Here is a 24,090-nt window from a genome sequence, read left to right on the forward strand (position 1 = left end):
GGTCACGCTCGACACCGCGTCGTGCGACGTGAACTTCCTGCCCAAATGACCGCCCCCGAGCGACGCTCAGCGGAAGACGACGGTGCGGTGACCGTTCAGCAGGACCCGGGACTCGGAGTGCCAGCGCACCGCCCGGGAGAGCACCTGCGCCTCCACGTCGCGGCCGGCGGAGACCAGCTGGGCCTGGTTGTGGTTGTGGTCGACGCGCATCACGTCCTGCTCGATGATCGGGCCCTCGTCGAGGTCGGCGGTGACGTAGTGGGCAGTGGCGCCGACCAGCTTCACGCCCCGGTCGAACGCCTGGTGGTAGGGCTTGGCGCCCTTGAAGCTGGGCAGGAACGAGTGGTGGATGTTGATCGCCTTGCCGGACAGTGCCCGACACATCGGGTCGGAGAGCACCTGCATGTAGCGGGCCAGCACGACGAGGTCGACGTCGTGCTCCTCGACCAGGCGCAGCACCTCCGCCTCGGCCTCCGGCTTGGTCTCCGGAGTCACCGGGACGTGGTGGAAGTCGATGCCGTAGGACCTGACCAGCGCCTCGGCATCCGGGTGGTTGGAGACGACGGCTGGGATCTCGATCTGCAGGGCCCCGGTCGAGGTGCGGAAGAGCAGGTCGTTGAGGCAGTGCAGGTGCTTGGAGACCATGATCAGGGTGCGGTACGGCGCGGCCGCGTCCCACAGCTCGAAGGTCATCGACAGCTCGGCCGCCACGGAGGCGAAGTCCTCGCGGAGCACGGCGGCGTCGGTGGCCTCGCCCTCCACCGCGAAGTCGATGCGCATGAAGAAGCGATCGGTGAGCCGGTCGCCGAACTGCTGGCTCTCGATGATGTTGGCGCGATGGCGCACCAGGAACCCCGTGACCGCGTGCACGATGCCGGAACGGTCGGGACACGCCAGGGTCAGCACGAAGTCACCGGCCGGGTCGGTGGCGTTGGCGGAATACGGGAGGACCATGCGCGCCTCATTCTGTGGTCAAGCGGCGTTGCGTAGTTCGCGCCAATAGTCTGCGATACGCAACGCATCCTGCGCCAGTGCCTGCGCTAGTGTCGCTCCATGACCACGCCCCGCACCGTCGACGGAGTGCAGTCCGTCGATCGCGCCCTCGCCATTCTGGAGGTGCTGGCCCACCGCGGGACTGCGGGGGTCACCGAGCTGGCCGCCCAGCTCGAGGTGCACAAGAGCACAGCGTTCCGGCTGATCGCCACGCTCGAGGGACGCGGACTGGTCGAGCAGACCGAGGACCGTGGCAAGTACCGCCTGGGCATGGGGATCCTGCGCCTCGCCGGTGCCACCACGGCCCGTCTCGACGTGGTGCAGGAGGCCCGGTCCGTGAGCCGCCACCTCGCGGCGGAGACGGGCGAGACGGTGAACATGGCGGTGCTGTCCGAGAGCTCCGCCCTCTACCTCGACCAGGTCGCCGGGTCCTCGGCGTTGCAGTCGCACAACTGGGTGGGCCAACACATCCCGCTCCACGCGACCAGCAACGGCAAGGTCCTGCTCAGCGGGCTCACCGAGGAGCGGCTCGACGAGGTCCTCGGCGGACTCACTGCCTACACGGAGCTCACCATCACCAAGAAGGGCAGGCTGCGCGCTGAGGTCGAGAAGGTGCGCGACGTGGGCTACGCGGTCGCGGTCGACGAGCTCGAGGTCGGCCTGACCGCCGTCGCGGCGCCGATCCACAACGCGCACGGCGACGTGATCGCCTCCCTGAGCGTCTCTGGGCCCACGCTCCGCCTCGACGGCGAGCGGCTCGAGGAGGTCATCCCGATGGTGGTCGACGCGGCGGCCGAGGTGTCCCACCGCCTCGGTTGGGGTCACCGTTAGGTGAAGTCTTCCCGTTCTGCTTGACGACGCCCGGGGTTACCGCGATCCTTCGAATGAACGATGGGTGGTTGCGAGCAGAGAATCGTGTTGCGTCAGATGCAACACCAGCCGACGTGAAGGTGGGGATCGTGATGCCTGAGATCTTCATCGACGGTGAGTGGCGATCCGCGCGCGAAGCCGGTCGCCGCGCGATCCACTGCCCTGCCGACGGGTCGCTCGTGGCCGAGGTGGACGACGCGACGAGTGCGGACACCGAGGCCGCCGTCGAGGCGGCCCACCGCGCGTTCCACGACGGCACCTGGCGCCACACCTCGACCCGCGAGCGTGCGGACCTCCTCCTCCGAACGGCCGACCTGCTCGAGCGGGACAAGGCGGAGGTCGCCCGTGCGGAGTCCCTCGACACCGGCAAGCGCCTGGTCGAGAGCGAGTACGACGTGGACGACGTGGTCGGCGTGTTCCGTCACTACGGCCATGTCGCGACCGAGGAGTCCGGCCGGGTGGTCGACACCGGCAACCCCGACGTTGTCAGCACGGTCGTGCACGAGCCGCTGGGTGTCTGCGGACTGATCACGCCGTGGAACTACCCCCTCCTGCAGACCTCGTGGAAGGTCGCGCCGTGCCTGGCCGCCGGCAACACGTTCGTGCTGAAGCCCAGCGAGATCACGCCCCACTCGTCGATCCACCTCATGCGGATCCTCGTCGAGGCGGGACTCCCTGCCGGGGTCGGCAACCTCGTCCTCGGCGACGGCCCGAGGGCCGGCGCTCCGCTGAGCACCGACCCGCGCGTCGACCTGGTGTCCTTCACCGGGAGCCTGGCCGTCGGCAAGCTGCTGATGGCCAACGCCTCCGGCACGGTCAAGCGGGTCGCCCTCGAGCTGGGCGGCAAGAACCCGAACATCGTCTTCGCGGACGCTGACCGGGAGACCGCGCTCGACATGGCGTTGACCGCGGTCTTCCTGCACTCCGGCCAGGTGTGCTCGGCGGGAGCGCGCCTCGTCGTCGAGGAGTCGATCCACGACGAGTTCGTCGACGAACTCGTCGAGCGGGCGCAACGGATCCGTCTCGGTGGTCCGTTCGACGAGAACGCGGAGACCGGTCCGCTGACCAGCGCCGCACACCTCGACAAGGTCGAGAAGTACGTCGCCGCGGGGCTCGCCGAGGGTGCGGTGCTCCGGTGCGGTGGCTCCCGACCCGACGCCACGGCGTACGCCGACGGGTTCTACTACCTGCCCACCATCCTCGACGGCTGCACCAGCGACATGTCGGTGACCCAGGACGAGTCGTTCGGCCCGGTGCTGACCGTGGAGACCTTCCGCGACGAGGACGAGGCCGTCCGCATCGCCAACGACAGCATCTACGGGCTGGCCGGAGCGGTCTGGACCTCGGACGCCGGGCGGGCCCAACGGGTCGCGGCCGGGATGCGGATGGGCACGGTCTGGATCAACGACTACCACCCCTACGTGCCCCAGGCAGAGTGGGGCGGCTACAAGCAGTCCGGGATCGGCCGCGAGCTGGGTCGCGCCGGGCTGGAGGAGTACCGCGAGACCAAGCACGTGTGGCACAACATCCGGCCCCGCCCGCAGGAGTGGTTCGGCTCCGAGCCAGGGGTGGGCGCCTGACCCGAGGCGGCATCACGCAGCAGAGAGGAAGCGAATGACCGATCGATACGACTTCGTCATCGTCGGAGGCGGCTCTGCTGGTTGCGCCCTCGCGAACCGACTGAGCGCGGACCCGTCGACCCGGGTGCTGGTGCTGGAGGCCGGCCGCAACGACTACAAGGTCGACCCCCTCATCCACATGCCGGCGGCGTTGCCCTTCCCGATCGGGAGTCGCTTCTACGACTGGAAGTACGAGTCCGAGCCCGAGCCGCACATGGGCGGACGTCGGGTCTACCACGCGCGCGGAAAGGTGCTCGGCGGCTCCAGCAGCATCAACGGGATGATCTTCCAGCGCGGCAACCCGATGGACTACGAGCGCTGGGCCTCCGACCCCGGCATGGAGTCGTGGGACTACGCCCACTGCCTTCCCTATTTCAAGCGGATGGAGACCCGCTTCCTCGCCGACGGCAGCGTCGGTGCCGACAGGTGGCGGGGTGGGAGCGGCCCGCTCAAGCTCGAGCAGGGTCCGGCCACGAACCCGTTGTTCGGTGCGTTCTTCGAGGCGACCCAGCAGGCGGGCCACCCCTTGACCGACGACGTCAACGGCTACCGCCAGGAGGGTTTCGCCCGCTTCGACCGCAACGTCAGCAACGGGCGCCGCTACTCCGCCGCGCAGGCCTACCTGCATCCGGTGATGGGTCGCAAGAACCTGGACGTGAAGACCTATGCCTTCGTCAGTGGCCTGCGCTTCGAGGGCAGCCGCGTGGTCGGCGTCGACTGGTCCCGCGCGCGCAGCAAGCACACGGCGTACGCCGGCGAGGTGATCCTGTGCGGCGGCTCGATCAACTCGCCCCAGCTGCTGCAGCTGGCCGGGATCGGCAACGCCGCCGAGCTGGAGGCCCTCGGCATCACCCCGCGCCACGACCTGCCCGGCGTCGGCGAGAACCTCCAGGACCACCTCGAGGTCTACATCCAGTACGCCTCCAAGCAGCCGGTCTCGATCTCGGCCGGGCTCAAGTGGCGCAACCGTCCCAAGCTGGCCGCCGACTGGCTGTTCCGCCGCACGGGACTCGGCGCGACCAACCACTTCGAGGCCGGCGGCTTCGTCCGCGGCAACGACCGGGTCGACTACCCGAACCTGATGTTCCACTTCCTGCCGATCGCGATTCGGTACGACGGCTCGCAGCCGGCCGCGGAGCACGGCTACCAGGTGCACATCGGGCCGATGTACTCCGACGTGCGTGGCTCGGTGAAGATCGCCAGCACCGATCCGCACCGGCACCCGGAGCTGCGGTTCAACTACCTGTCCACCGAGCAGGACCGCCAGGAGTGGGTGGAAGCGATCCGGGTGGCGCGCCACATCCTGAACCAACCGGCGTTCGCTCCCTTCAACGACGGCGAGATCTCGCCCGGGCCGCAGGTCGAGACCGACGAGGAGATCCTGAAGTGGGTCGCCGAGGACGCCGAGACCGCGTTGCACCCCTCCTGCACGGCCCGCATGGGCACCGACGCGATGAGCGTGCTGGACCCCACGTCCCTGCGGGTGCACGGGATCGACGGCCTGCGGGTGGTCGACGCCTCGTCGATGCCCTACGTCACGAACGGCAACATCTATGCGCCCGTGATGATGCTCGCCGAGAAGGCGGCCGACCTGGTCCTCGGGAACACGCCCCTGCCGGCCGACCCGGCGCCGTACTACCGCCACCGCGACGGAACGCCGCTGTATCCCCCGGGCGACCCACGCAACCACCTCGACACAGAAGGGGCGTCCCAGTGACCACCTCCGATGCAGTGACACCAGTCCGCGCCGATCCGGAGACGGGTGCCGCGGCACTCAGCGTCCGCGGCCTGTGGAAGATCTTCGGCTCCCGGGCCGACCGGATCATCGGCACGCCGGACGCCGATCTCTCGCGCGCCGAGCTCAAGGAGAAGACCGGCTGCGTGGTGGGCGTCAAGGACGTCTCCTTCGAGGTCGCCCCGGGTGAGGTCTTCGTGGTCATGGGGCTCTCCGGCTCCGGCAAGTCCACCCTCGTCCGTTGCCTGACCCGCCTGATCGAACCGACGGCCGGGCAGGTGGAGATCGGCGGGATGGACGTGACTGCGGCCAACCCCGCGGGACTGCGGGCCATGCGACGCACCCAGGTCTCGATGGTGTTCCAGCACTTCGGCCTGCTGCCCCACCGCCAGGTGATCGACAACATCGCCTACGGGCTCGAGATCCGCGGCGTCCCCAAGAAGGTACGACGCCAGCAGGCCGCCGAGGTCGTCGACCTGGTCGGGCTGACCGGCTACGGGAGCTCCTACCCCGACCAGCTCTCCGGGGGCATGCAGCAGCGCGTGGGCCTGGGCCGCGCGCTGGCCGGCGACCCGGCGATGATGCTCTTCGACGAGCCCTTCTCGGCCCTCGACCCGCTGATCCGCCGCGACATGCAGAACGAGGTGATCCGGCTCCAGGAGGAGCTGAAGAAGACGATGGTCTTCATCACCCACGACCTGAGCGAGGCGCTCAAGCTGGGCGATCGGATCCTGATCATGCGTGACGGCGAGGTGGTGCAGATCGGTACGCCGGACGAGGTGGTCGGGGCGCCCGCCGACGACTACGTCCGCGACTTCACCTCCGACGTCCCCCGCTCGCACGTGCTGACCCTCAAGTGGGTGATGCGCGACCCGAGGCCCGACGACTCGAACGAAGGCCCGGTGATGAGCTCCGACACCATCGTGCGCGCGGCGGCGCAGGCGGCCCTTGCCTCCGACCACCCCGTCCGCGTGATCGATGACGGCAAGCTGGTCGGCATCGTCGACGACGACGCGATCCTGCGGGTCGTGGTGGCCGAGGAGTCGGAGTGAGTCTCCAGCGGCGCTTGGGCCGGGCACTGGTCGTTGCCTGGCGCTGGTTCCGACGAACCCGCTGGGCGTGGGGCGTCCTGGTCATCGGTGCCTGGATCCTGCTCTGGTCGCTGATGAAGGGTGACCACACGCTGGCCCTGGCCGGTCGCGAGCACACCGACCTGCACAACGAGATGACCGGGTGGCGCAACAGCCTGATCGCCGGGCGCGACGACAACCTGCTGATGAGGTTCACCGGGAAGATCGCAGAGTGGGCGCTCAACGCCGTCGACCAGCTGCAGAGGTGGCTCTCCAAGCCGGCCTACCCCCGGCCCGTCCCCCAGATCGGCTGGCTCGGCCTGCTCGGCATCATCATGTGGGTCGCGCACGCGCTGGCCGGCTGGAAGTACGCCGTCCTGAGCGGCTCGATCATGTTCGTCGCCGCGGTCATGGGGCTCTGGAGCGACTCGGTGGACACGCTGATCGTGACCATGCTGGCGGTCATCTGCTCCGTGATCATCGGGTTGCCGATCGCGGTCCTGATCGGCACCAACGACACGGCCAACCGCATCGTCGGGGTGATCCTCGACCTGATGCAGACGATGCCGACCTTCGTCTACCTGATCCCGGTGGTGCTGTTCTTCGGCACCGGCGCACCGGCCGCCATCGTGGCCACGCTGATCTATGCGGTCCCGCCGCTCATCCGGGTCGCCGGCTTCGGCATCCGACAGGTGTCGGAGACGACGATCGAGGCGACCGACTCGATGGGGCAGACGTCGTGGCAGCGGTTGCTGAAGGTGCAGCTGCCGATGGCCCGCCGCACCATCGTGGTCGGGCTCAACCAGACCACTCTCGCCGCCTTCGCGATGGCGGTAATCGCGTCCTACGTGAACGGACCCGGGCTCGGCCTCCAGGTGGTCAACGCGCTCCAGATCGCGGACATCGGACGCGGCCTGGTCCCCGGCATCATGCTGGTGCTGCTGGCGATCATGCTCGACCGCACCACGACCGCGGCCAGCGAACGGCCCGAGAAGCTGGCCCGGAGCGGTGGAGGGAACCGCGGGCTGCGCTGGGCCGGTCTCGGCATCGGTGCGGTCGCCGTGGCAGTGATGATCTACCTGTCGCGCTACTACTCCTGGGCGGCGACGTACCCCTCCACGGGGTGGTCGTCCGACCTGGCCGACGCGATCAACAAGGTCGCGAGCCGGGTCGTCGGTGCGATCGGCGGGGCGACCGAGGGCTTCAAGAACTTCATCACCTACGGCCTGCTCAACCCGATGCAGAGCGTGCTCGCCGAGTCGCCGTGGTTCGTCAGCGGCGCCGGGATCCTGCTGCTCGCGCTGGTGATCGGTGGTTTCCGCACGGTCAGCACGACGCTGGCCGTGGTGGCCTGGACCGTGGTGTGCATGGCGGGCCTGTGGTACCTCGACCTGTGGCACGACACGATGATCACGCTGAACATGGTCCTGGTCGCCACCCTGCTGACGATGGTCCTCGCGGTGGTCTTCGGGGTGTGGATGGCGCGACGGCCGACGGTCGACCTGCTGATCCGGCCGCTGCTCGACATGGGGCAGACCATTCCGCCGTTCGTCTACCTGGTGCCGGTGCTCTACCTCTTCGACCAGACCAGGTTCACCGCCATCTTCGCCGCCATCGTCTACGCGGCACCGGTGGCGATCAAGCTGGTCGCCGACGGCGTGCGCGGCGTTCCCGAGACGACCTTGGAGGCGGGCCGTTCCTCCGGATCCACGGCCTGGCAGGAGATCACGAAGGTCCAGCTCCCGATGGCACGCCGCTCGCTGGTGCTGGCGGCCAACCAGGGCCTGCTCTACGTGCTGTCGATGGTGGTGATCGGCGGGATGGTCGGTGCCGGCGCCCTCGGCTACGACGTCGTCCTCGGCTTCTCCCGGTTCGAGGAGTGGGGCAAGGGCCTGGCCGCCGGCCTGAGCATCGTGCTGCTCGGCATCATGCTCGACCGCATCTTCCGGGCCGCTGCCGTCACGCCCGCGGCAGCACCCACGCAGCGCCGATCCCGGCGCAGCTCGAACGAGAGCGATGGAGCCGACGAGGGCGCAGAGCCCCTGCTCGTTGGCTGATGGAACGACAAGGGCACGCGACAGCTGCCACGAGATGAAGGAGAACCAGATGAACAACAGATGGAACAGGGGCGTCCGGCTCCTGGGAGTGTCGGCGTGCCTGGCCCTCGTCCTCGCCGCGTGTGGCGAGGGCTCGTCGATCGACGAGGCGACCGACGCCAACAAGGAGTCCCAGGCCAACTGCGGTGGTGACGGCGAGCTCAACCTGGCGGTCAACCCGTGGGTCGGGATGGCCGCGGACGCCTACGTGGTCGGCACCATCGCCGAGCAGGAGCTGGGCTGCAAGGTCAGCTACAAGGACCTGAAGGAGGACGTCTCCTGGCAGGAGTTCAAGAGTGGCGGCGTCGACGTCGTCATCGAGGACTGGGGCCACCCTGCGCTGGAGGACCAGTACTTCGCCGACAAGGGCGACGGCTCGGCCGAGGACTTCGGCCCGACCGGCAACATCGGCATCATCGGCTGGTACGTGCCGCCGTGGTTGGCCAAGGCCCACCCCGACATCCTCGAGTGGAAGAACCTCAACAAGTACGCCGACAAGTTCAAGACGTCCGAGTCCGGCGGGCAGGGCCAGTTCCTCGGTGCCGATCCGTCGTACGTCCAGTTCGACGAGGCGATCGTCGCCAACCTCGACCTCGACTTCAAGGTGGTGTTCTCCGGGGGCGAGGCGGCCAGCATCACCGCCTTCCAGAAGGCGGAGAAGAACAAGGAGTGGCTGATCGGCTACTTCTACGACCCGCAGTGGCTGCTGGCCGAGATCCCGCTGGAGAAGGTCGCGCTGCCGGAATACACCGACGGGTGCCAGGACGACCCGGCCAAGGTCGCCTGTGACTACCCGGAGACCGAGCTGAAGAAGGTCGTCTCCACCGCCTGGTCGGGAGACGGCGGGGCGATGGTGGACCTGGTCAAGAACTTCTCCTGGACCAACGAGGACCAGAACCTCGTCGCGAAGTACATCGCCGACGACAAGATGAAGCCGGAGGACGCCGCGAAGAAGTGGATCGACGAGAACCCCGACAAGGTCGACGCCTGGCTGGGCAAGTGAGCTGAGCCCACCGAGTCGGCACGAGTCGACGGAACAACACCCCGAGTCGGCACGAGTTCACGCCAGGTGCGTGAACACGTGCCGACTCGGCGATTTGGGTGGGGTCTTGACACGGAGCCGCCCGCGGACGAACACTACAAGTGTTCCGAATAGCGCACACTGTTGCGTATCATGCGACTCGATGGGGTGTTGGTCATGGCAGAGGTTCCGGGCAGTGCACGCGTCGTGGTGATCGGCGCCGGCATCGTGGGCAACAGCCTCGTGCACCACCTGGCCCGCCTCGGCTGGCGCGACATCGTGCAGATCGACAAGGGAGCGCTGCCCAACCCGGGCGGCTCCACCGGCCACGCCTCCAACTTCATCTTCCCGGTCGACCACTCCCGCGAGATCACCGATCTCACGATGGACTCGGTCCGGCAGTACAAGGAGATGGACGTGTTCACCCAGTCCGGCGGCTACGAGATCGCCCGGACCGAGGAGCGCATGGAGGAGCTGCGCCGCCGGATGTCCAGCGCGAAGGCGTGGGGGATCGAGGCGGAGCTGGTCGGCCCGGAGCACGTGAAGGAGAAGATCCCCTTCATCGAGACCGACGAGATCATCGGCGCCTTCTGGACCCCGTCCGTCGGCGTCGTCGACTCACTCCGCGCCGGCACCATCATGCGCGAGAAGGCCCTGGAGCTGGGCGCGCTCACCGTCGTGCCGAACGTCGAGGTCACCGACCTGGTCGTCACCGACGGACGGATCAGCGCCGTGGAGACCACCGGCGGCACCATCGAGACCGGGACCGTCGTGGTTGCCTGCGGCGTGTGGAGCCCGCGGATCGCGAAGATGGCCGGGGCCGCGATCCCGCTCACCCCCGCCGTGCACCAGATGATCTCGGTCGGCCCGATCCCGCAGCTGGCCGGAGAAAAAGGCGAGATCACCGGTGAAATCAATGTGCCGATCGTGCGCGACATGGACACCTTCTGCTACGAACGCCAGCACGGCGCCGACATGGAGGTCGGCTCCTACGCCCACCGCGCGATCCTGCACGAGCCCGACGAGATCCCCTCCATCGACCAGGCGAAGCTGTCCCCGACCGAGATGCCCTTCACCCAGGAGGACTTCGACCCCCAGCTGGAGCAGGCCTTCGAGCTGATGCCCGACGCCCTCGGCGCCGACGGGGCTGAGATCCGCTACGCGATCAACGGCCTCCTCTCGCTCACCCCCGACGGGGCACCGATCCTCGGGGAGACCCCCGAGGTGAAGGGCCTCTGGTCGGCCGCCGCGGTGTGGATCAAGGAGGGGCCCGGCGTCGGCCGAGCGGTCGCCGAGTGGATGACGCACGGCAACTCCGAGATCGACGTGCACCACAGCGACATCGCGCGCTTCCACCCCCACCAACGCACCAGGTCCCACGTGCGGGCCCGCACCTCCGAGGCGTTCATCAAGACCTATGGCATCGTCCACCCGAGCGAGCAGTGGGAGGGCGAGCGCGGCAAGCGACTGGCTCCGATGCACACCCGCCAGCAGGAGCAGGGCGCCCGCTTCTTCGAGACCGTCGGCTGGGAGCGACCGCACTGGTACGACGGCAACGAGGCGCTGCTCGGGGAGTACGGCGACCGGGTGATGCCCCGCGAGCACGAGTGGGACAGCCGGTGGTGGTCGCCGATCATCAACGCCGAGCACCTGGCCATGCGAGAGCGTGCCGGCATCGTCGACCTGACCGCGTTCGCGATCTTCGACGTCGTCGGCCACGCGGCCAAGGACGCCGTGCAACGCATCGTCGTGGCCCAGGCCGACGTGGCGCCGGGCAAGGTGGTCTACACCCCCGTGATCGACGAGCGAGGCGGCTTCAAGTCCGACCTGACCGTGATGCGGCTGGCCCACGACCACTACCGGGTGGTCACCGGCGGGCTGCACGGGATGGCGGACAAGAAGTGGTTCGCCGACCGGATGCCGGCCGACGGCGGAGCCGCGGTGGTCGACGTGACGTCGGCGTACTCCACGATCGGGCTCTGGGGACCGAAGGCCCGCGACATCCTCGGTCGGCTGACCGACGACGACATCAGCGACGGCGGTTTCGGCTTCCTCACCTGCCGCGACATCGAGGTCGGCAACCTCGGCGTGCTGGCCTCGCGCATCTCCTACGTGGGCGAGCTCGGCTGGGAGCTCTACGTCCCCATGGAGCAGGGTGCGCGTCTCTGGTCGCTGCTGCACGAGGCGGGTGAGCCCGACGGTGCCGTGCCGGTCGGGATCGGCGTCTACGGCACGACGGGCCGCATCGAGAAGGGCTACCGCGCCTTCGGCTTCGAGCTCGACGCCGAGCGCAGCATCGTCGAGGCGTCGATGCAACGGCCCAAGGTGAAGCAGGCCGACTTCATCGGCCGCGCGGCCTACGTGAAGCAGCGCGAGGAGGAGCCCAAGACCGTGCTGTGCACGATGACCGTCGACGACCACACGTCGTCGTCGGGGATCAAGCGCTACATGCTCGGTGGCGAGCCGATCCTGACCCGCGACGGCGGCACCCTCACCGACGGCCATGGCCACCACCCCTACGTCACCAGCGCCGGTTCCGCCCCCAGCCTCGGCAAGCACGTGCTGATGGCCTACCTGCCGCCCGACCAGGCCAGCCTGGGCAACCAGCTGGCGGTCTCCTACATGGAGGAGCTCTACCCGGTCACCGTCGAGTCGGTCGACAGCACGCCGTTGCTCGACCCCGAGAACTCCCGGATCCGCTGATGGTCGACGTGCTGGTCTGTGTGAAGCGGGTGCCGGACTCGTCCGGCCAGGTGCTGCTGACGCCCGACGCCCAGGCCGTCGACGCGCGGTTCGTCGGCAGCACGCTCAGTGACCACGAGCTCTGTGCGATCGAGCTCGCTGTTCAGCTCGTCGAGGACGACGGAGGCAGCGTCAGCCTGGTCTCGGTCGGAGCGGCCGAGACGGTCGAGCAGCTGCGCAGCGCCCTCTCCGTGGGGGCCACCGCGGCGACCCTGGTCGAGACCGACCTGCGTGACTTCGGGCCCGCCGACATCGCCCACGAGATCGCCGAGGTGATCCGGGCGCACGGCGAGCAGGGCCGCCCGCACGACCTCGTCCTGCTCGGCACCGACGCCGCGGACACCGGAGACTTCCAGGTGCCGGTGCGGCTCGCCCACGCGCTCGGGCGCCCGGTGGTGACCGGCATCAGGACCGTCTCGATCGAGAACGGCCGGGCGATCGCCCACGGGGACGCCCCGGACGGAGGCCGGGAGACCTTCGACCTGCCGCTGCCGGCCGTGGTGGCGGTCAGCGAGGGTGGAGTCTCGCCCCGCTATCCCACGATCAAGGGCCGGATGGGTGCGAAGAAGGTGGAGATCCAGATGCGGCAGCCGTCGCGCGCACCGGCCGGCTCCGGCAGGGTCCGGCTCACCCTCCCGCCCCCGGCCCCGTCCACCGTGCAGGTGCTGGGTGAGGGCCCGGAGGCCGCCCCCGCAGTGGTCGACCTCCTCGAGTCCCTGGGGGTGCTCCGATGATCGTGGTGCTCCTCGAGACCGACGCCGAGGGCGTCACCGACACCTCCCTCGAGACGCTCCGCTTCGCCCGTGACCTGGCCGCCGAGGGCGGCGGAGTCCCGGTGCACGGGGTGGTGGTCGGGGAGGTGCCCGAGGTCGACGAGCTGGGCAAGCACGGCGTATCCACGCTCTACGCCGCACGCGGCGAGGGCTTCGCGTCGTACGCCGCGGCGGCCTGGGCCGTCGCCCTGATCGAGGCCCGCGACCGGGCAGGTGCCGTGGTGATCACCGCCGCCGGCACCCCGCGCGGCAACGAGGTGCTGGCCCACGTCGCCGCGCGCCTCGACGTCCCCATGGCCGCGAACGTGGTGGCCTTCGCAGGGTTGTCACCCCTGGTCGTGACCCGGCAGGTGGCCGGCGGAGCGGCGCTGGAGGAGATGCAGCTGCCGGTCAGGCCGGCGGTGTTCTCCGTGGCCGGCCACGCGGTCGAGGCCCGGCCGGCCGACGTGGCCACGCAGCCGACCGTGGAGGAGTTCGAGCCGGTCCTTGACGCGGCGGACCTGGTCGCTCGGGTGGTCTCGACCGAGCCCGGCGCCCCCGACCAGTCGGGTGACCTGAAGTCGGCGCGGGTGGTGGTGGGAGCCGGTCGTGGTGCCGGCGGCCCGGACGGGTTCACCGCGGTCAGCGAGCTCGCCGACCTGCTCGGCGGACAGCTCGGCGTCTCCCGCGTGGTCACCAGCCTGGGCTGGCGCCCGCACCACGAGCAGGTGGGCCAGACCGGCAGCCGGATCGCGCCCGACCTCTACGTCCCGTGCGGGATCAGCGGCGCCATCCAGCACTGGGCGGGGTGCGCCAGCTCGAAGACGATCCTCGCCGTGAACACCGATGCCGAGGCGCCGATGATGACCAAGGCGACCTATGCGGTGGTGGGCGACATGCACGAAGTGGTGCCCGCGATCATCGAGGAGATCCGCCGCCGCGCCTGACCCGCCCCCGCAACGTCATCCGGTGTGGTCGCCCGAGCCACCGAGACGTATGACGTCGTGGCAGCGAGGTCGAGACCGGTGGCAACCCCCGACCCCTTAGGATTTCCGTGTCAGGGGGAGGGCCCACCACATGATCGTTCGACGTCGCGCGCTGGCCGCAGCAGTGGTGATGGTGTGCACCCTGACGACGGCCGCGGCCTGTGGCGACAAGGGTGCGGCCACGAAGGACGAGCCGACCGCCGACCCGAGTGGGTCCGCCTCGAGCTCCGTCTCCACTGATCCGTCGACGAGCCCGACTGCGGAGTTTCCGGTCGCCGACCCCGATCACGCCGTCGACCCGCCCGGGCCACTCGAGGAGTCCCTCGAGATCGCCGACATCCTCGTCTACAGCACCAAGCCGCTGTCCGACGACATGGTCGAGCGAATCAAGGCTCTCGACGGGGTCGAGGCGGCCGAGCAGTTCTCGATGGCGTCGATCCCGATCCAGAACCGCGTGGTCACGCTCGCCGCGGTGGAGCCGGCAACCTTCCGCAGGTTCACCACCTCCGGCAAGGAGGAGGAGATCTGGTCGCGGGTCGCGGGCGGCGAGATCGCCACCACCGAGAAGCTCGGCAAGCGGATCTCCGACACGAAGGCGTTCGTGCGCCTCGGTGCCGACAAGGACGCACCCACGGCCCACATCGGCGCGTACGCCGAGCAGCCGCAGGGCCTGAACCTGGTCGTCAACGACAAGTGGGGCGAGTCCCTCGACATGGTCGAGGGGAATGCGATGGTCATCGCCACCGGCATCAAGTCACCGCAGTCGGTGCGCAGGCCGATCAAGCAGATCATCGGTGACGAGGACGTCTCCATCCAGATGCTCGACGCGGTCGCGCGCTACGGACTCGACCCGAATGCCCGCCTGACCGCCGTTCCCACCGGCGACTCGGTCGGATCGGCCGTCGGCGTCTACAACTACCGCGTCGTCGGCGGCCGGGTGATCCCCGACGCCAGCTGGGTGACGGCCAACGTGCGCACCGAGGAGGTGCCGCTGCTCGGTCGGGTGACCTGCCACAAGGTGATGCTGACCCAGCTCCGGGCCGCGCTGACCGAGGTGGTCGAGCGCGGCCTCGCCGACAAGGTCTACCAGACCGCGGGCTGCTACTACCCGCGCTTCATCGCGGGCACCCACTCGCTCTCCAACCACGCGTTCGGCATGGCGATCGACATCAACTCCGCCGAGAACGGCCGTGGCACGGTCGGCCAGATGGACCGCACGGTCGTGTCGATCTTCAAGAAGTGGGGGTTCGGCTGGGGTGGCGACTGGAACTACACCGACCCGATGCACTTCGAGCTGAACCAGGTGCTCGAGGTTCGATGAAGTACGCCGGACGGTTGCGGTCCTGCCGGGGACTGCTGGCCCTGCTCCTCGTCGCCTCGGTGGTCAGTGCCTGCGACGATGACGCAGCGAAGGAGCAGGAGATGGAGTCATGGTCGCCGACACCTTCGGTGGTGCAGGGCCTGGACGTGGTGGCCGAGTCCGACGCCGACGGCTTCCGGTTGCACACCGCGTCGGGGGACAAGTCCTTCCTGCCGGGGATCAACCTCGGCAGCACCGTGCCCCTGCGCCAGCCCGGGGAGATCGACGCGCTCACGGCCGAGGACTACCGGCGCTGGTTCGCGGGGATGGCCGACATGGGGATCCGTGTGGTCCGCAACTACACGTTGCACCCGCCGGCCTTCTATGACGAGCTGGCTGCGTGGAACCGGGCCCACCCCGACGCACCGCTCCTGCTCGTGCAGGGCGTCTACCTGCCGGACGAGTCCTACGTCGAGCCCGGCCGGACCCTCCACACCCCCGAGGTCGACGAGGCGTTCACCGAGGAGCTGCAGGCGGTCTCCGACGCGGTGCACGGCGACCTGACCCGGCTCCGTCGTCGCGGACACGCGTCCGGGACCTGGACCACGGACGTCTCCCGGTGGATCGTGAGCTGGATCGTCGGCGTGGAGTGGGACCCCGCGGCCGTGCGGCGCACGGACCGCATCGACGCGCACGCGGCGTACTCGCCCGGGGACTACTTCGCCGCAACCGACGACGCCAGCGCCACCGAGCGCTGGATCGCCCGGCACATGGACGGCCTGGCCGCGGCCGAGGCGAAGCGTGGTGTCTCCGTCCCGATCGCGTTCGCGAACTGGCCCACCACCGACCCCCTCGAGCATCCCGAGGAACCACTCCCCGAGGAGGACATGGCCGCGGTCGACGCCAACCACGTGCTGCCCACGAGGGCCTGGCCGGGCGGCACGTTCGCCAGCTTCCACGCCTACCCCTACTACCCCGACTTCCTGCGCCACGAGCCCGGGCTGCAGGAGACGACCTGGCGCGGACGACCCGACCCGTACGCCGGCTACCTGGTCCGGCTCAAGGACCACTTCGCCGCCACCATGCCGCTCCTGATCACCGAGTTCGGCGTCCCGGCCTCGCTGGGCAACGCCCACCTCGGCCCGCTCGGGCGCGACCAGGGCGGGCACTCGGAACAGGAGGCGATGCAGATCGACGCCGACCTGATGCGCCTGATCCACGACCAAGGGCTCTCGGGCGCGTTCGTCTTCTCCTGGACCGACGAGTGGTTCAAGCGCACCTGGAACACGATGGAGAGCCAAGATCCCGAGCGTCGCCAGCTGTGGCACGACGCGTTGACCAACGAGCAGTGGTTCGGCGTGGTCGCCACCGACTCGGACCCGATCCCGGACAGCATGCGCGAGGCGCTGCCGAAGACCGGGGCGATCGAGTACCTGCTGGCCGAGGCCGACGCGGCCCACCTCAACCTCGACCTCGTCGGACGCGACGGTCCGCCCGGTCACGTCGAGATCCTCGTCGACACCCTCCCCGGTGGGCCTGCCGACCACAAGATCGTGGTCGACACCGCGCAGGGAACCGCCAGGGCCTACGTGCGCAGCGAGCTGGAACCGATCCGGCTCTACACCCCGCAGGGGATCGACAACCCCGACGATGGGGAGGAATGGCACCTCTTCCGCCAGATCGTGAACCGGGCCTTCGAGGTCGACGGCCGGGAACAACCGGCCGAGCTGGTCGACGTCGGCGAGCTCGTCGAGGGCTCGTGGGACCCCGAGGCCGACGACTACGACTCCAGGGCCACCTGGCAGGTCGAGCGCGACGCGGTGCGGCTGCGGATCCCCTGGGCCATGCTCGGCCTGGCCGATCCCTCGGCCCACACCGCGCTGGGTGCGGGCAAGCCGGCGGAGCTGGTCACGATCGACAGCCTGCCGATGACGATCTCGGCAGACGGCTCGACGGTCGACTTCGACTACACCTGGCCCAGCTGGAACCACGTGACCTACAGCGAGCGCCGTCTGGCCGGCTCCGACGTGCTGGCCGACGCCTTCCGGGAGCTGGGCCGGGCGCCCCGGCCCTAGGGTGGGACGGTGGGTTCCTCGTTGCGCACTGCCTCCCGCCTCGTCCTCGGTGCCGCCATGGTGGGCGCGGGGGTCCTCCACCTGACCACCCAGCGGGAGGAGTTCCGGGCCCAGGTACCCGCATGGTTCCCGCTCGACGAGGACCTCACCGTGCTCGGCTCGGGCGTCGTGGAGATCGGCCTGGGTGCCGCGTTCGTGGCGCTGCCCCGCCACCGGCGCCTCGTCGGTGCCGTGCTGGCGGCGTTCTTCGTGGCGATCTTCCCGGGCAACATCGCCCAGTACGTCGAGGGCACCGACGCCTTCGGCCTCGACACCGACCGGGCGCGGCTGATCAGGTTGTTCTTCCAACCGGTGCTGGTGGTGTGGGCGTTGTTCGGTGGCGGCTGGTTGCGCGGGCCCCGGCGCTGACGCTGACGCCGGCCCTGACGCTGCGCCCTTGGGATGCCTCGTCGCGGACGGCTCGGTTAGGGTCGACGACGTGAGCATTCTCGATGACGCCCGACCGGGCATGAACTCCGACATCCGTCCCCAGGACGACCTCTTCGGCCACGTCAACGGACGCTGGCTCGAGGAGACCGAGATCCCGAGCGACCGATCCAGCTGGGGACCCTTCGTCCAGCTGGCCGACGCCGCTGAGGAGCAGGTCCGCGAGATCATCCAGGACTTCGCGTCCACGGACCCGGGGCAGCTCTCGGAGAGCGGCGCCAAGATCGCTGCGCTCTACGCCTCGTTCATGGACACCGACACGATCAACGAGCGGGGCCTGTCGACGATCACCCCGCTGATCAACGCGGTCGCCGGGCTGCGCGACGTCCGTGACCTGGCCGCCTTCATCGGTGAGTTCGAGCGGGTCGGCGGCGCCGGTCTGTTCGGTTCGTTCGTCGACACCGACGACAAGAACTCCGACCGCTACCTCTTCAACATCGGCCAGGGCGGTCTCGGCCTGCCCGACGAGTCCTACTACCGCGAGGACAAGTTCGCCGAGGTCCGCGAGAAGTACGTCGCCTACCTCGAGCGCCTCTTCACCCTCGCCGCCCACGAGGACCCCGCCGGCGCCGCCCGCGTCGTCCTCGACGTCGACACCCGGATCGCCAAGGGTCACTGGGAGCGTGCTGAGACCCGGGACGTGCAGAAGACCTACAACCTCACGACGTACGACGAGCTGGTCGCGCTGGCGCCGAGCTTCGACTGGAAGGCCTACGCCACCAACCTCGGCGGCAACGAGCAGACCCTGGCCGAGACCTGTGTGCGCCAGCCCTCGTTCCTGCAGAACCTGTCGACGGTCCTCGACGAGGTGCCGATCGAGCAGTGGCAGGCCTGGTTCCTGAGCCGCGTGCTGCGCTCGAGCGCCCCCTACCTGACCGACGACTTCGTCGAGACCAACTTCGACTTCTACGGCCGCACCCTCAACGGCACCCCCGAGCTGCGTGAGCGCTGGAAGCGCGCGGTCGCGTTCGTCGAGGGCTCGATCGGCGAAGCGGTCGGCGAGGAATACGTCGCCCGCCACTTCCCGCCGCGCTCCAAGGAGCTCATGGACGAGCTGGTGGACAACCTGCTCAAGGCCTACCGGGTCTCCATCGAGGCGCTCGACTGGATGACCGAGCAGACCAAGCAGAAGGCCTACGAGAAGCTCGACACCTTCCGGCCCAAGATCGGCTACCCCGAGAAGTTCCGCGACTACTCCGGGCTCCAGGTCAGCGCCGACGACCTGGTCGGCAACGTGGCAGCGGCCGCGTCCTTCGAGACCGACCGCCAGCTGGCCAAGATCGGTTCCCCCGTCGACCGCGACGAGTGGTTCATGCTGCCGCAGACCGTCAACGCCTACTACAACCCCGGCACGAACGAGATCTGCTTCCCGGCCGGCATCCTGCAGCGGCCGTTCTTCAGCCCCGACGCCGACCCGGCCGAGAACTACGGCGGCATCGGCTCCGTCATCGGCCACGAGATCGGCCACGGCTTCGACGACCAGGGCGCGCAGTACGACGGCGCCGGCAACCTCAACGACTGGTGGACACCCGAGGACAAGGCTGCCTTCGAGGTCAAGAGCAAGACCCTGATCGAGCAGTACGACGGCTTCGAGCCGCGCAACCTGCCGGGGGAGAAGGTGAACGGTGCGCTCACCGTCGGTGAGAACATCGGCGACCTCGGTGGCCTCACCATCGGTCACAAGGCCTACCAGATCTCCTTGGGTGCGCCGGTCGAAGGAGCCCCCGCAGACGTGACGGGGTCGCAGCGACTCTTCATGAACTGGGCGTACTGCTGGCGCACCAAGCGGCGCAAGGAGCAGGAGCAGCAGTACCTCACCATCGACCCGCACAGCCCGCCGGAGTTCCGCGCGAACATCGTGCGCAACCTCGACGAGTTCCACACCGCCTTCGCCACCAGCCCGGGCGACGGCCTGTGGCTCGACCCGGAGCAGCGGGTCCGGATCTGGTGACCTCCTGGTCGTCCGACGGCAGGCGCGGCGAGGACCGAGCGTGTAGAACGGTGCCGTGACAGTGGAGAGTGACGAGTTCGACCCGGCCCACCGGCAGGCGTCCTACGACGTCAGGTTCGAGTGGGGGCCGGTCGGTGCCGCAGCACTCAGCGGGTGCTCGTACGCCGTGGTGGTCGACGTGCTCTCGTTCACCACCTCGGTCACGGTGGCCGTCGAGCGTGGCATCGAGGTCTTCCCCTTCCGGTGGCGCAACGCCCGTGCCAAGGAGCTGGCGATGAGGGTGGGGGCCACCCTGGCCGTGGGGCGCTTCGAGGCACTCGCCTTCGAGGGCAGGCACGTCTCCCTGTCGCCCGCCTCGCTGCAACGGGCCGGCGACCTCACCAAGCTGGTGCTGCCCAGCCCCAACGGCTCCACGATCTGCGACGCGATCGCCGACGACGGCGCGGAGGTGGTCGCGGCGAGCCTGCGCAACCGGCACGCCGTCGCGGCCCACCTCGCCCGCGAGGCATGGTCGCGGGGACGGACGTCGACCGTGGCGGTGGTCGCCGCGGGGGAGCGCTGGCCCGACGACACGTTGCGCCCCTGCGCCGAGGACCTGTGGGGCGCGGGCGCCGTGCTGGCCGCCCTCGTCGACCTCGGGGTCGACGGGCTCTCGCCGGAGGCGCGGATGGCCGAGCGGGCGTTCCGCGCGGTCGCCGCCGACCTCCCCGACGAGCTGCGCTCCTGCGCCAGCGGCCGGGAGCTGGTCAACAAGGGCTTCGCCGACGACGTGGACGTCGCCGCCGGGCTCGACGACACCGATGTCGTGCCGCTCCTGCGCGACGGGTCCTTCACGGCTGCCCCGTCCTGAGGCACGCCAGTCGAGTGGACGGTCGATCGGACGGTCGAGGGGATGGTTCGCGCGCGCTAGCATTCGGGGCATCACCGAGGGAGGCACCATGGAAGAGCAGGCGGACGCCACCGGCACCAGCGCGATCAAGGGCGGGATCCTGGTCGGCTACGACTCCTCGCCGGGCGCGAAGGTCGCCGTCGACTGGGCGCTGAAGGTCGCCGAGCTGACCGGCTGGACGGTGCACGTGCTCCGCTCCTGGGGCCTGACCACCGCGCCGCGACCGGCGTCGATGACCGGCGGCTACGTGCCGCCGGTGAAGGAGTTCGGCGACGCCGTCCTCGAGCAGCTGCGCAGCGAGCGCGAGACGTGGACGGTGCCTGACGGCGTACGCGTCGAGCTGCACACCGCCCAGGGCCAGTCCTCGGCCAAGCTCCTCGAGCACGCCGCCGACGTCGACCTGCTCGTCGTCGGGGCGCGCGGCGCGGGTGGCTTCCGGGGCCTGGTGTTCGGGTCCACCGCCGACCAGGTCGTGCGCAACTCGCCGGTCCCGGTCACCGTCGTCCCGGCACCCAAGGACTGACCACCGCGCGCAGGGTTCGACCCGACCGTGTAGGAATGGGTCATGGCTACCACTGCATTCAAGGGATCCCCCGTCAACACGGTCGGCGAGCTGCCGGCCGTCGGCGCCTCCGCGCCGGCCTACGACCTCGTCGGTGAGGGCCTCGCGGCCCTGGCCTCCGGCGACGTCTCCGGACGCACCGTCCTCAACATCTTCCCGTCGATCGACACCGGCGTCTGCGCGGCCAGCGTGCGCAAGTTCAACGAGCTCGCCGCCGGCCTCGAGAACACCACGGTCGTCAACGTGTCCAAGGACCTGCCGTTCGCGCAGGCCCGGTTCTGCGGCGCCGAGGGCATCGAGGGTGTCAAGGTCGGCTCCGCGTTCCGCTCCTCCTTCGGGGAGGACTTCGGCGTGACCATGGCTGACGGCCCGATGGCCGGACTGCTGGCGCGCTCGGTCGTCGTGCTCGACGCCGACGGCACGGTGGTCCACTCCGAGCTGGTCCCCGAGATCACCCAGGAGCCCGACTACGACGCCGCGGTCAGCGCCCTGGCCTGACCCCGGCCCGCCCCAGACACCCCACCAGCCTCCACGTCTCCCCGGGTACCCGGTGAGATGGACACTGCCCGGCCGGAATACCGGCCGGGCAGCACCCATTTCGGCCGGGAAGTGCCGTGCGCGCCCGGCGCCACGCGGCCAGCGGACTGTCGTGGCCCGCTGGTAGACATGCGGGCATGAGCTCCGCCGCTTCCCAGACTCCTTCCCAGACTCCTGCACCGTCCGCTGCCGACACCGACGTACGCCGTTCGGCCCGCGAGGCCGCCGAGCGCCACCTCAGGGCGTTGGTCGGTCGTGACGACGCGCGGCTGCGCGAGGACCAGTGGACCGCGATCGAGGCCTTGGCCGTCGACAGGCGTCGCGCCCTCGTGGTGCAGAAGACCGGCTGGGGCAAGTCGGCGGTCTACTTCGTGGCCACCGCGCTGCTGCGCGCGGAGGGCGCCGGTCCGACCGTGATCGTCTCGCCGCTGCTCGCGCTGATGCGCAACCAGATCGGTGCCGCCGAGCGCGCGGGGATCCATGCGGTGACGATCAACTCGACCAACATCGAGGACTGGAGCCGCATCGAGAGCGCGATCCGTGCCGGGGAGGTCGACGTCCTCCTCGTGTCGCCCGAGCGGCTCAACAACCCGAAGTTCCGCGACGACGTGCTGCCGCGCCTGGCCGCGACCGCAGGGCTCCTGGTGGTCGACGAGGCCCACTGCATCTCCGACTGGGGCCACGACTTCCGGCCCGACTACCGCCGGATCCGCACCATGCTCGACGACCTGCGCGACGGCATCCCGGTGCTGGCGACGACGGCCACCGCCAACGAGCGGGTCACCCTCGACGTCGCCGAGCAGCTGGGCCACGACGTCCTCGTGCAACGCGGCTCCCTCGACCGCGAGTCGTTGCACCTGGCCGCGGTCAGGCTGAAGACCCCGGAGCAGCGCCTGGGCTGGCTGGCCGACCACCTCGGGCAGCTCGAGGGTTCGGGCATCATCTACACCCTCACCGTCGCGCAGACCCAGGAGATCGCGGCCTTCCTGCGGGCCCGTGGCCACACCGTCGCGGCGTACTCGGGCCAGACCGACCCGACCGAGCGCGAGTCACTGGAGTCCGACCTCGCCGCCGGCCGGGTCAAGGCGCTGGTGGCGACCAGCGCGCTCGGCATGGGCTTCGACGCCACGCTCGGCTTCGTGGTCAACGTCGGGGCTCCGTCGTCGCCGGTGGCCTACTACCAGCAGGTCGGTCGCGCCGGCCGCGGAACGCCCCGTGCCGACGTGGTCCTGCTGCCGGCGCTCGAGGACCGCGACATCTGGAAGTACTTCGCCTCGCTGGCCTTCCCGCCCGAGCCGCAGGTGCGCCAGGTGCTCTCCGCCCTCGCCGGCTCCGACCGGCCGTTGGGCACCCCCGCCCTCGAGACGTACGTCGACCTGGGTCGCTCGCGCCTCGAGATGATGCTGAAGGTGCTCGACGTCGACGGGGCCGTGCAACGCGTCCAAGGTGGTTGGGTGGCGACCGGTCAGGACTGGGCCTACGACCAGGAGCGCTACGACCGGGTGAAGGCGGCGCGCGATCGGGAGCAGCAGGCGATGCTCGACTACATCTCCACGACCGGGTGCCGGATGACCTTCTTGCGCCAGCAGCTCGACGACGAGGTGGCCGGTCCGTGTGGTCGCTGCGACAACTGCGGGGGCGTGGCGTTCAGCGACGACGTGTCCGCGGCCTCGCTCGACGAGGCCCACTCCCAGCTGACCCGGCCCGGCGTCGAGGTCGCCCGGCGCAAGATGTGGCCGACCGCGCTGGCCAACCTCGGCATCGAGCTGAAGGGCAAGATCGCCGACGGCGCCTCGACGGGTCGCGCCGTGGCGCGGATGACCGACCTGGGCTACGGGCAGGCCCTGCGCGACCTGTTCCGGGACGCGGGTCCCACCGACACCGCGATCGATCCCTCCACCGGCCTGCCCTTCGACGACGACGGCGCACCCCCGGCAGGCACCGACGGCCCGGTCCCGGTGCCGCTGGTGAAGGCGGTCGTCGAGGTGCTCTCCGACTGGCGTCCCCACGTGGAGGGCATCGTCTTCGTCGAGTCGCGGCGCAAGCAGCAGCTGACCGCGGACTTCGCCGACGGGCTCTCGCGCTTCCTCAAGGTCCCGGTGGTCGGCCGCTTCGCGATCGTCGACCAGTCGGTCCAGCCGGGCCAGGGCGCGGCCAACTCGGCCCAGCGGGTGGCCGCCGTGCTGCGCCGCCACGAGCTGCAGGGGGAGATCCCGGCCGCGCCGGTGCTGTTGCTCGACGACCTCGTCGACACCGGCTGGACGATGACCGTTGCCGCCCGGGCGCTCAGGCAGGCCGGTGCCACCGACGTGCTCCCCCTGGCCCTCGGCACCCGCTGATCCCGCCCCGCTCAGGGCGGGTGACATCGCCCACAGTGGGCTCAGCTGGACGTTCGTGGGTGGAGTC

The 24,090-nt window shown here is 69.8% G+C and carries 18 protein-coding genes; 17 read left to right on the plus strand and 1 reads right to left on the minus strand.

The features are described 5' to 3' along the window. Window positions 1-66: 66 nt before the first annotated feature. A complete protein-coding gene (gene purU / locus ncot_RS00340; RefSeq protein WP_168615806.1) occupies window positions 67-954 on the minus strand; it encodes a formyltetrahydrofolate deformylase in 888 nt (295 codons plus the stop codon). A gap of 99 nt (window positions 955-1,053) precedes the next feature. On the opposite strand from purU, the gene ncot_RS00345 reads away from it, so the two are divergent. The 17 genes from ncot_RS00345 to ncot_RS00425 all read left to right on the plus strand — a co-directional run bounded on the left by ncot_RS00345 (window position 1,054) and on the right by ncot_RS00425 (window position 24,023). After that, the gene (locus ncot_RS00345; protein WP_168615807.1) at window positions 1,054-1,824 is read left to right on the plus strand and encodes an IclR family transcriptional regulator; all 771 of its coding nucleotides are present in this window, start codon (window positions 1,054-1,056) and stop codon (window positions 1,822-1,824) included. Between the two features lie 131 nt (window positions 1,825-1,955). Next, on the plus strand, window positions 1,956-3,443 hold the full coding sequence (locus ncot_RS00350; protein ID WP_168615808.1) for an aldehyde dehydrogenase family protein: 1,488 nt from the start codon (window positions 1,956-1,958) through the stop codon (window positions 3,441-3,443). Window positions 3,444-3,477: 34 nt separating this feature from the next. Next, window positions 3,478-5,199 carry a choline dehydrogenase gene (gene betA, locus ncot_RS00355; RefSeq protein WP_168615809.1) on the plus strand — a complete coding sequence of 574 codons (1,722 nt, stop codon included), beginning with the start codon at window positions 3,478-3,480 and terminating at the stop codon, window positions 5,197-5,199. Between the two features lie 14 nt (window positions 5,200-5,213). After that, window positions 5,214-6,269: a glycine betaine/L-proline ABC transporter ATP-binding protein gene (locus tag ncot_RS00360; protein ID WP_346766645.1), complete on the plus strand. Its 1,056-nt coding sequence runs from the start codon at window positions 5,214-5,216 to the stop codon at window positions 6,267-6,269. After that, window positions 6,266-8,344 carry an ABC transporter permease subunit gene (locus ncot_RS00365; protein WP_240937996.1) on the plus strand — a complete coding sequence of 693 codons (2,079 nt, stop codon included), beginning with the start codon at window positions 6,266-6,268 and terminating at the stop codon, window positions 8,342-8,344. Before ncot_RS00360 ends, ncot_RS00365 begins: the two co-directional genes overlap by 4 nt. A 49-nt stretch (window positions 8,345-8,393) precedes the next feature. Then, window positions 8,394-9,386, plus strand: coding sequence for an ABC transporter substrate-binding protein (locus tag ncot_RS00370; RefSeq protein WP_168615811.1), 993 nt, complete (start codon window positions 8,394-8,396; stop codon window positions 9,384-9,386). Between the two features lie 195 nt (window positions 9,387-9,581). Continuing rightward, window positions 9,582-12,107, plus strand: a complete 2,526-nt coding sequence (locus ncot_RS00375; RefSeq protein ID WP_168615812.1) for an FAD-dependent oxidoreductase — start codon at window positions 9,582-9,584, stop codon at window positions 12,105-12,107. Further along, window positions 12,107-12,880, plus strand: coding sequence for an electron transfer flavoprotein subunit beta/FixA family protein (locus tag ncot_RS00380; RefSeq protein ID WP_168615813.1), 774 nt, complete (start codon window positions 12,107-12,109; stop codon window positions 12,878-12,880). The genes ncot_RS00375 and ncot_RS00380 overlap by 1 nt, the downstream gene beginning before the upstream one ends. Beyond that, the gene (locus ncot_RS00385) at window positions 12,877-13,845 is read left to right on the plus strand and encodes an electron transfer flavoprotein subunit alpha/FixB family protein (protein WP_168615814.1); all 969 of its coding nucleotides are present in this window, start codon (window positions 12,877-12,879) and stop codon (window positions 13,843-13,845) included. Before ncot_RS00380 ends, ncot_RS00385 begins: the two co-directional genes overlap by 4 nt. A gap of 130 nt (window positions 13,846-13,975) precedes the next feature. Continuing rightward, window positions 13,976-15,205 (plus strand): M15 family metallopeptidase, encoded by a 1,230-nt coding sequence (locus ncot_RS00390; RefSeq protein WP_240937997.1) that lies wholly within the window; start codon window positions 13,976-13,978, stop codon window positions 15,203-15,205. Next, window positions 15,202-17,259 carry a hypothetical protein gene (locus ncot_RS00395; RefSeq protein ID WP_168615815.1) on the plus strand — a complete coding sequence of 686 codons (2,058 nt, stop codon included), beginning with the start codon at window positions 15,202-15,204 and terminating at the stop codon, window positions 17,257-17,259. Before ncot_RS00390 ends, ncot_RS00395 begins: the two co-directional genes overlap by 4 nt. Window positions 17,260-17,316: 57 nt before the next feature. Next, window positions 17,317-17,667: a hypothetical protein gene (locus ncot_RS00400; RefSeq protein ID WP_240938206.1), complete on the plus strand. Its 351-nt coding sequence runs from the start codon at window positions 17,317-17,319 to the stop codon at window positions 17,665-17,667. 70 nt (window positions 17,668-17,737) lie between these two features. Further along, window positions 17,738-19,696, plus strand: coding sequence for a M13-type metalloendopeptidase (locus ncot_RS00405; RefSeq protein WP_168615817.1), 1,959 nt, complete (start codon window positions 17,738-17,740; stop codon window positions 19,694-19,696). 55 nt (window positions 19,697-19,751) lie between these two features. Next, complete coding sequence (locus ncot_RS00410) at window positions 19,752-20,546, plus strand: 2-phosphosulfolactate phosphatase (RefSeq protein WP_240937998.1); 795 nt, start codon at window positions 19,752-19,754, stop codon at window positions 20,544-20,546. Window positions 20,547-20,634: 88 nt separating this feature from the next. Continuing rightward, window positions 20,635-21,108, plus strand: coding sequence for a universal stress protein (locus tag ncot_RS00415; RefSeq protein ID WP_168615818.1), 474 nt, complete (start codon window positions 20,635-20,637; stop codon window positions 21,106-21,108). Between the two features lie 42 nt (window positions 21,109-21,150). Continuing rightward, on the plus strand, window positions 21,151-21,645 hold the full coding sequence (tpx, locus tag ncot_RS00420; protein WP_168615819.1) for a thiol peroxidase: 495 nt from the start codon (window positions 21,151-21,153) through the stop codon (window positions 21,643-21,645). A gap of 176 nt (window positions 21,646-21,821) precedes the next feature. Continuing rightward, window positions 21,822-24,023: a DEAD/DEAH box helicase gene (locus ncot_RS00425; RefSeq protein WP_168615820.1), complete on the plus strand. Its 2,202-nt coding sequence runs from the start codon at window positions 21,822-21,824 to the stop codon at window positions 24,021-24,023. Window positions 24,024-24,090 lie beyond the last annotated feature (67 nt).

This window comes from Nocardioides sp. JQ2195, from assembly GCF_012272695.1.
GTDB lineage: Bacteria > Actinomycetota > Actinomycetes > Propionibacteriales > Nocardioidaceae > Nocardioides.

What these genes read in the sequence shown, in the direction of transcription:
- purU (WP_168615806.1), bottom strand. Translation starts at nt 954, where the DNA reads ATGGTCCTCCCGTATTCCGCCAACGCCACCGACCCGGCCGGTGACTTC.
- ncot_RS00345 (WP_168615807.1), top strand. Translation starts at nt 1,054, where the DNA reads ATGACCACGCCCCGCACCGTCGACGGAGTGCAGTCCGTCGATCGCGCC.
- ncot_RS00350 (WP_168615808.1), top strand. Translation starts at nt 1,956, where the DNA reads ATGCCTGAGATCTTCATCGACGGTGAGTGGCGATCCGCGCGCGAAGCC.
- betA (WP_168615809.1), top strand. Translation starts at nt 3,478, where the DNA reads ATGACCGATCGATACGACTTCGTCATCGTCGGAGGCGGCTCTGCTGGT.
- ncot_RS00370 (WP_168615811.1), top strand. Translation starts at nt 8,394, where the DNA reads ATGAACAACAGATGGAACAGGGGCGTCCGGCTCCTGGGAGTGTCGGCG.
- ncot_RS00375 (WP_168615812.1), top strand. Translation starts at nt 9,582, where the DNA reads ATGGCAGAGGTTCCGGGCAGTGCACGCGTCGTGGTGATCGGCGCCGGC.
- ncot_RS00380 (WP_168615813.1), top strand. Translation starts at nt 12,107, where the DNA reads ATGGTCGACGTGCTGGTCTGTGTGAAGCGGGTGCCGGACTCGTCCGGC.
- ncot_RS00385 (WP_168615814.1), top strand. Translation starts at nt 12,877, where the DNA reads ATGATCGTGGTGCTCCTCGAGACCGACGCCGAGGGCGTCACCGACACC.
- ncot_RS00390 (WP_240937997.1), top strand. Translation starts at nt 13,976, where the DNA reads ATGATCGTTCGACGTCGCGCGCTGGCCGCAGCAGTGGTGATGGTGTGC.
- ncot_RS00395 (WP_168615815.1), top strand. Translation starts at nt 15,202, where the DNA reads ATGAAGTACGCCGGACGGTTGCGGTCCTGCCGGGGACTGCTGGCCCTG.
- ncot_RS00400 (WP_240938206.1), top strand. Translation starts at nt 17,317, where the DNA reads ATGGTGGGCGCGGGGGTCCTCCACCTGACCACCCAGCGGGAGGAGTTC.
- ncot_RS00415 (WP_168615818.1), top strand. Translation starts at nt 20,635, where the DNA reads ATGGAAGAGCAGGCGGACGCCACCGGCACCAGCGCGATCAAGGGCGGG.
- tpx (WP_168615819.1), top strand. Translation starts at nt 21,151, where the DNA reads ATGGCTACCACTGCATTCAAGGGATCCCCCGTCAACACGGTCGGCGAG.
- ncot_RS00425 (WP_168615820.1), top strand. Translation starts at nt 21,822, where the DNA reads ATGAGCTCCGCCGCTTCCCAGACTCCTTCCCAGACTCCTGCACCGTCC.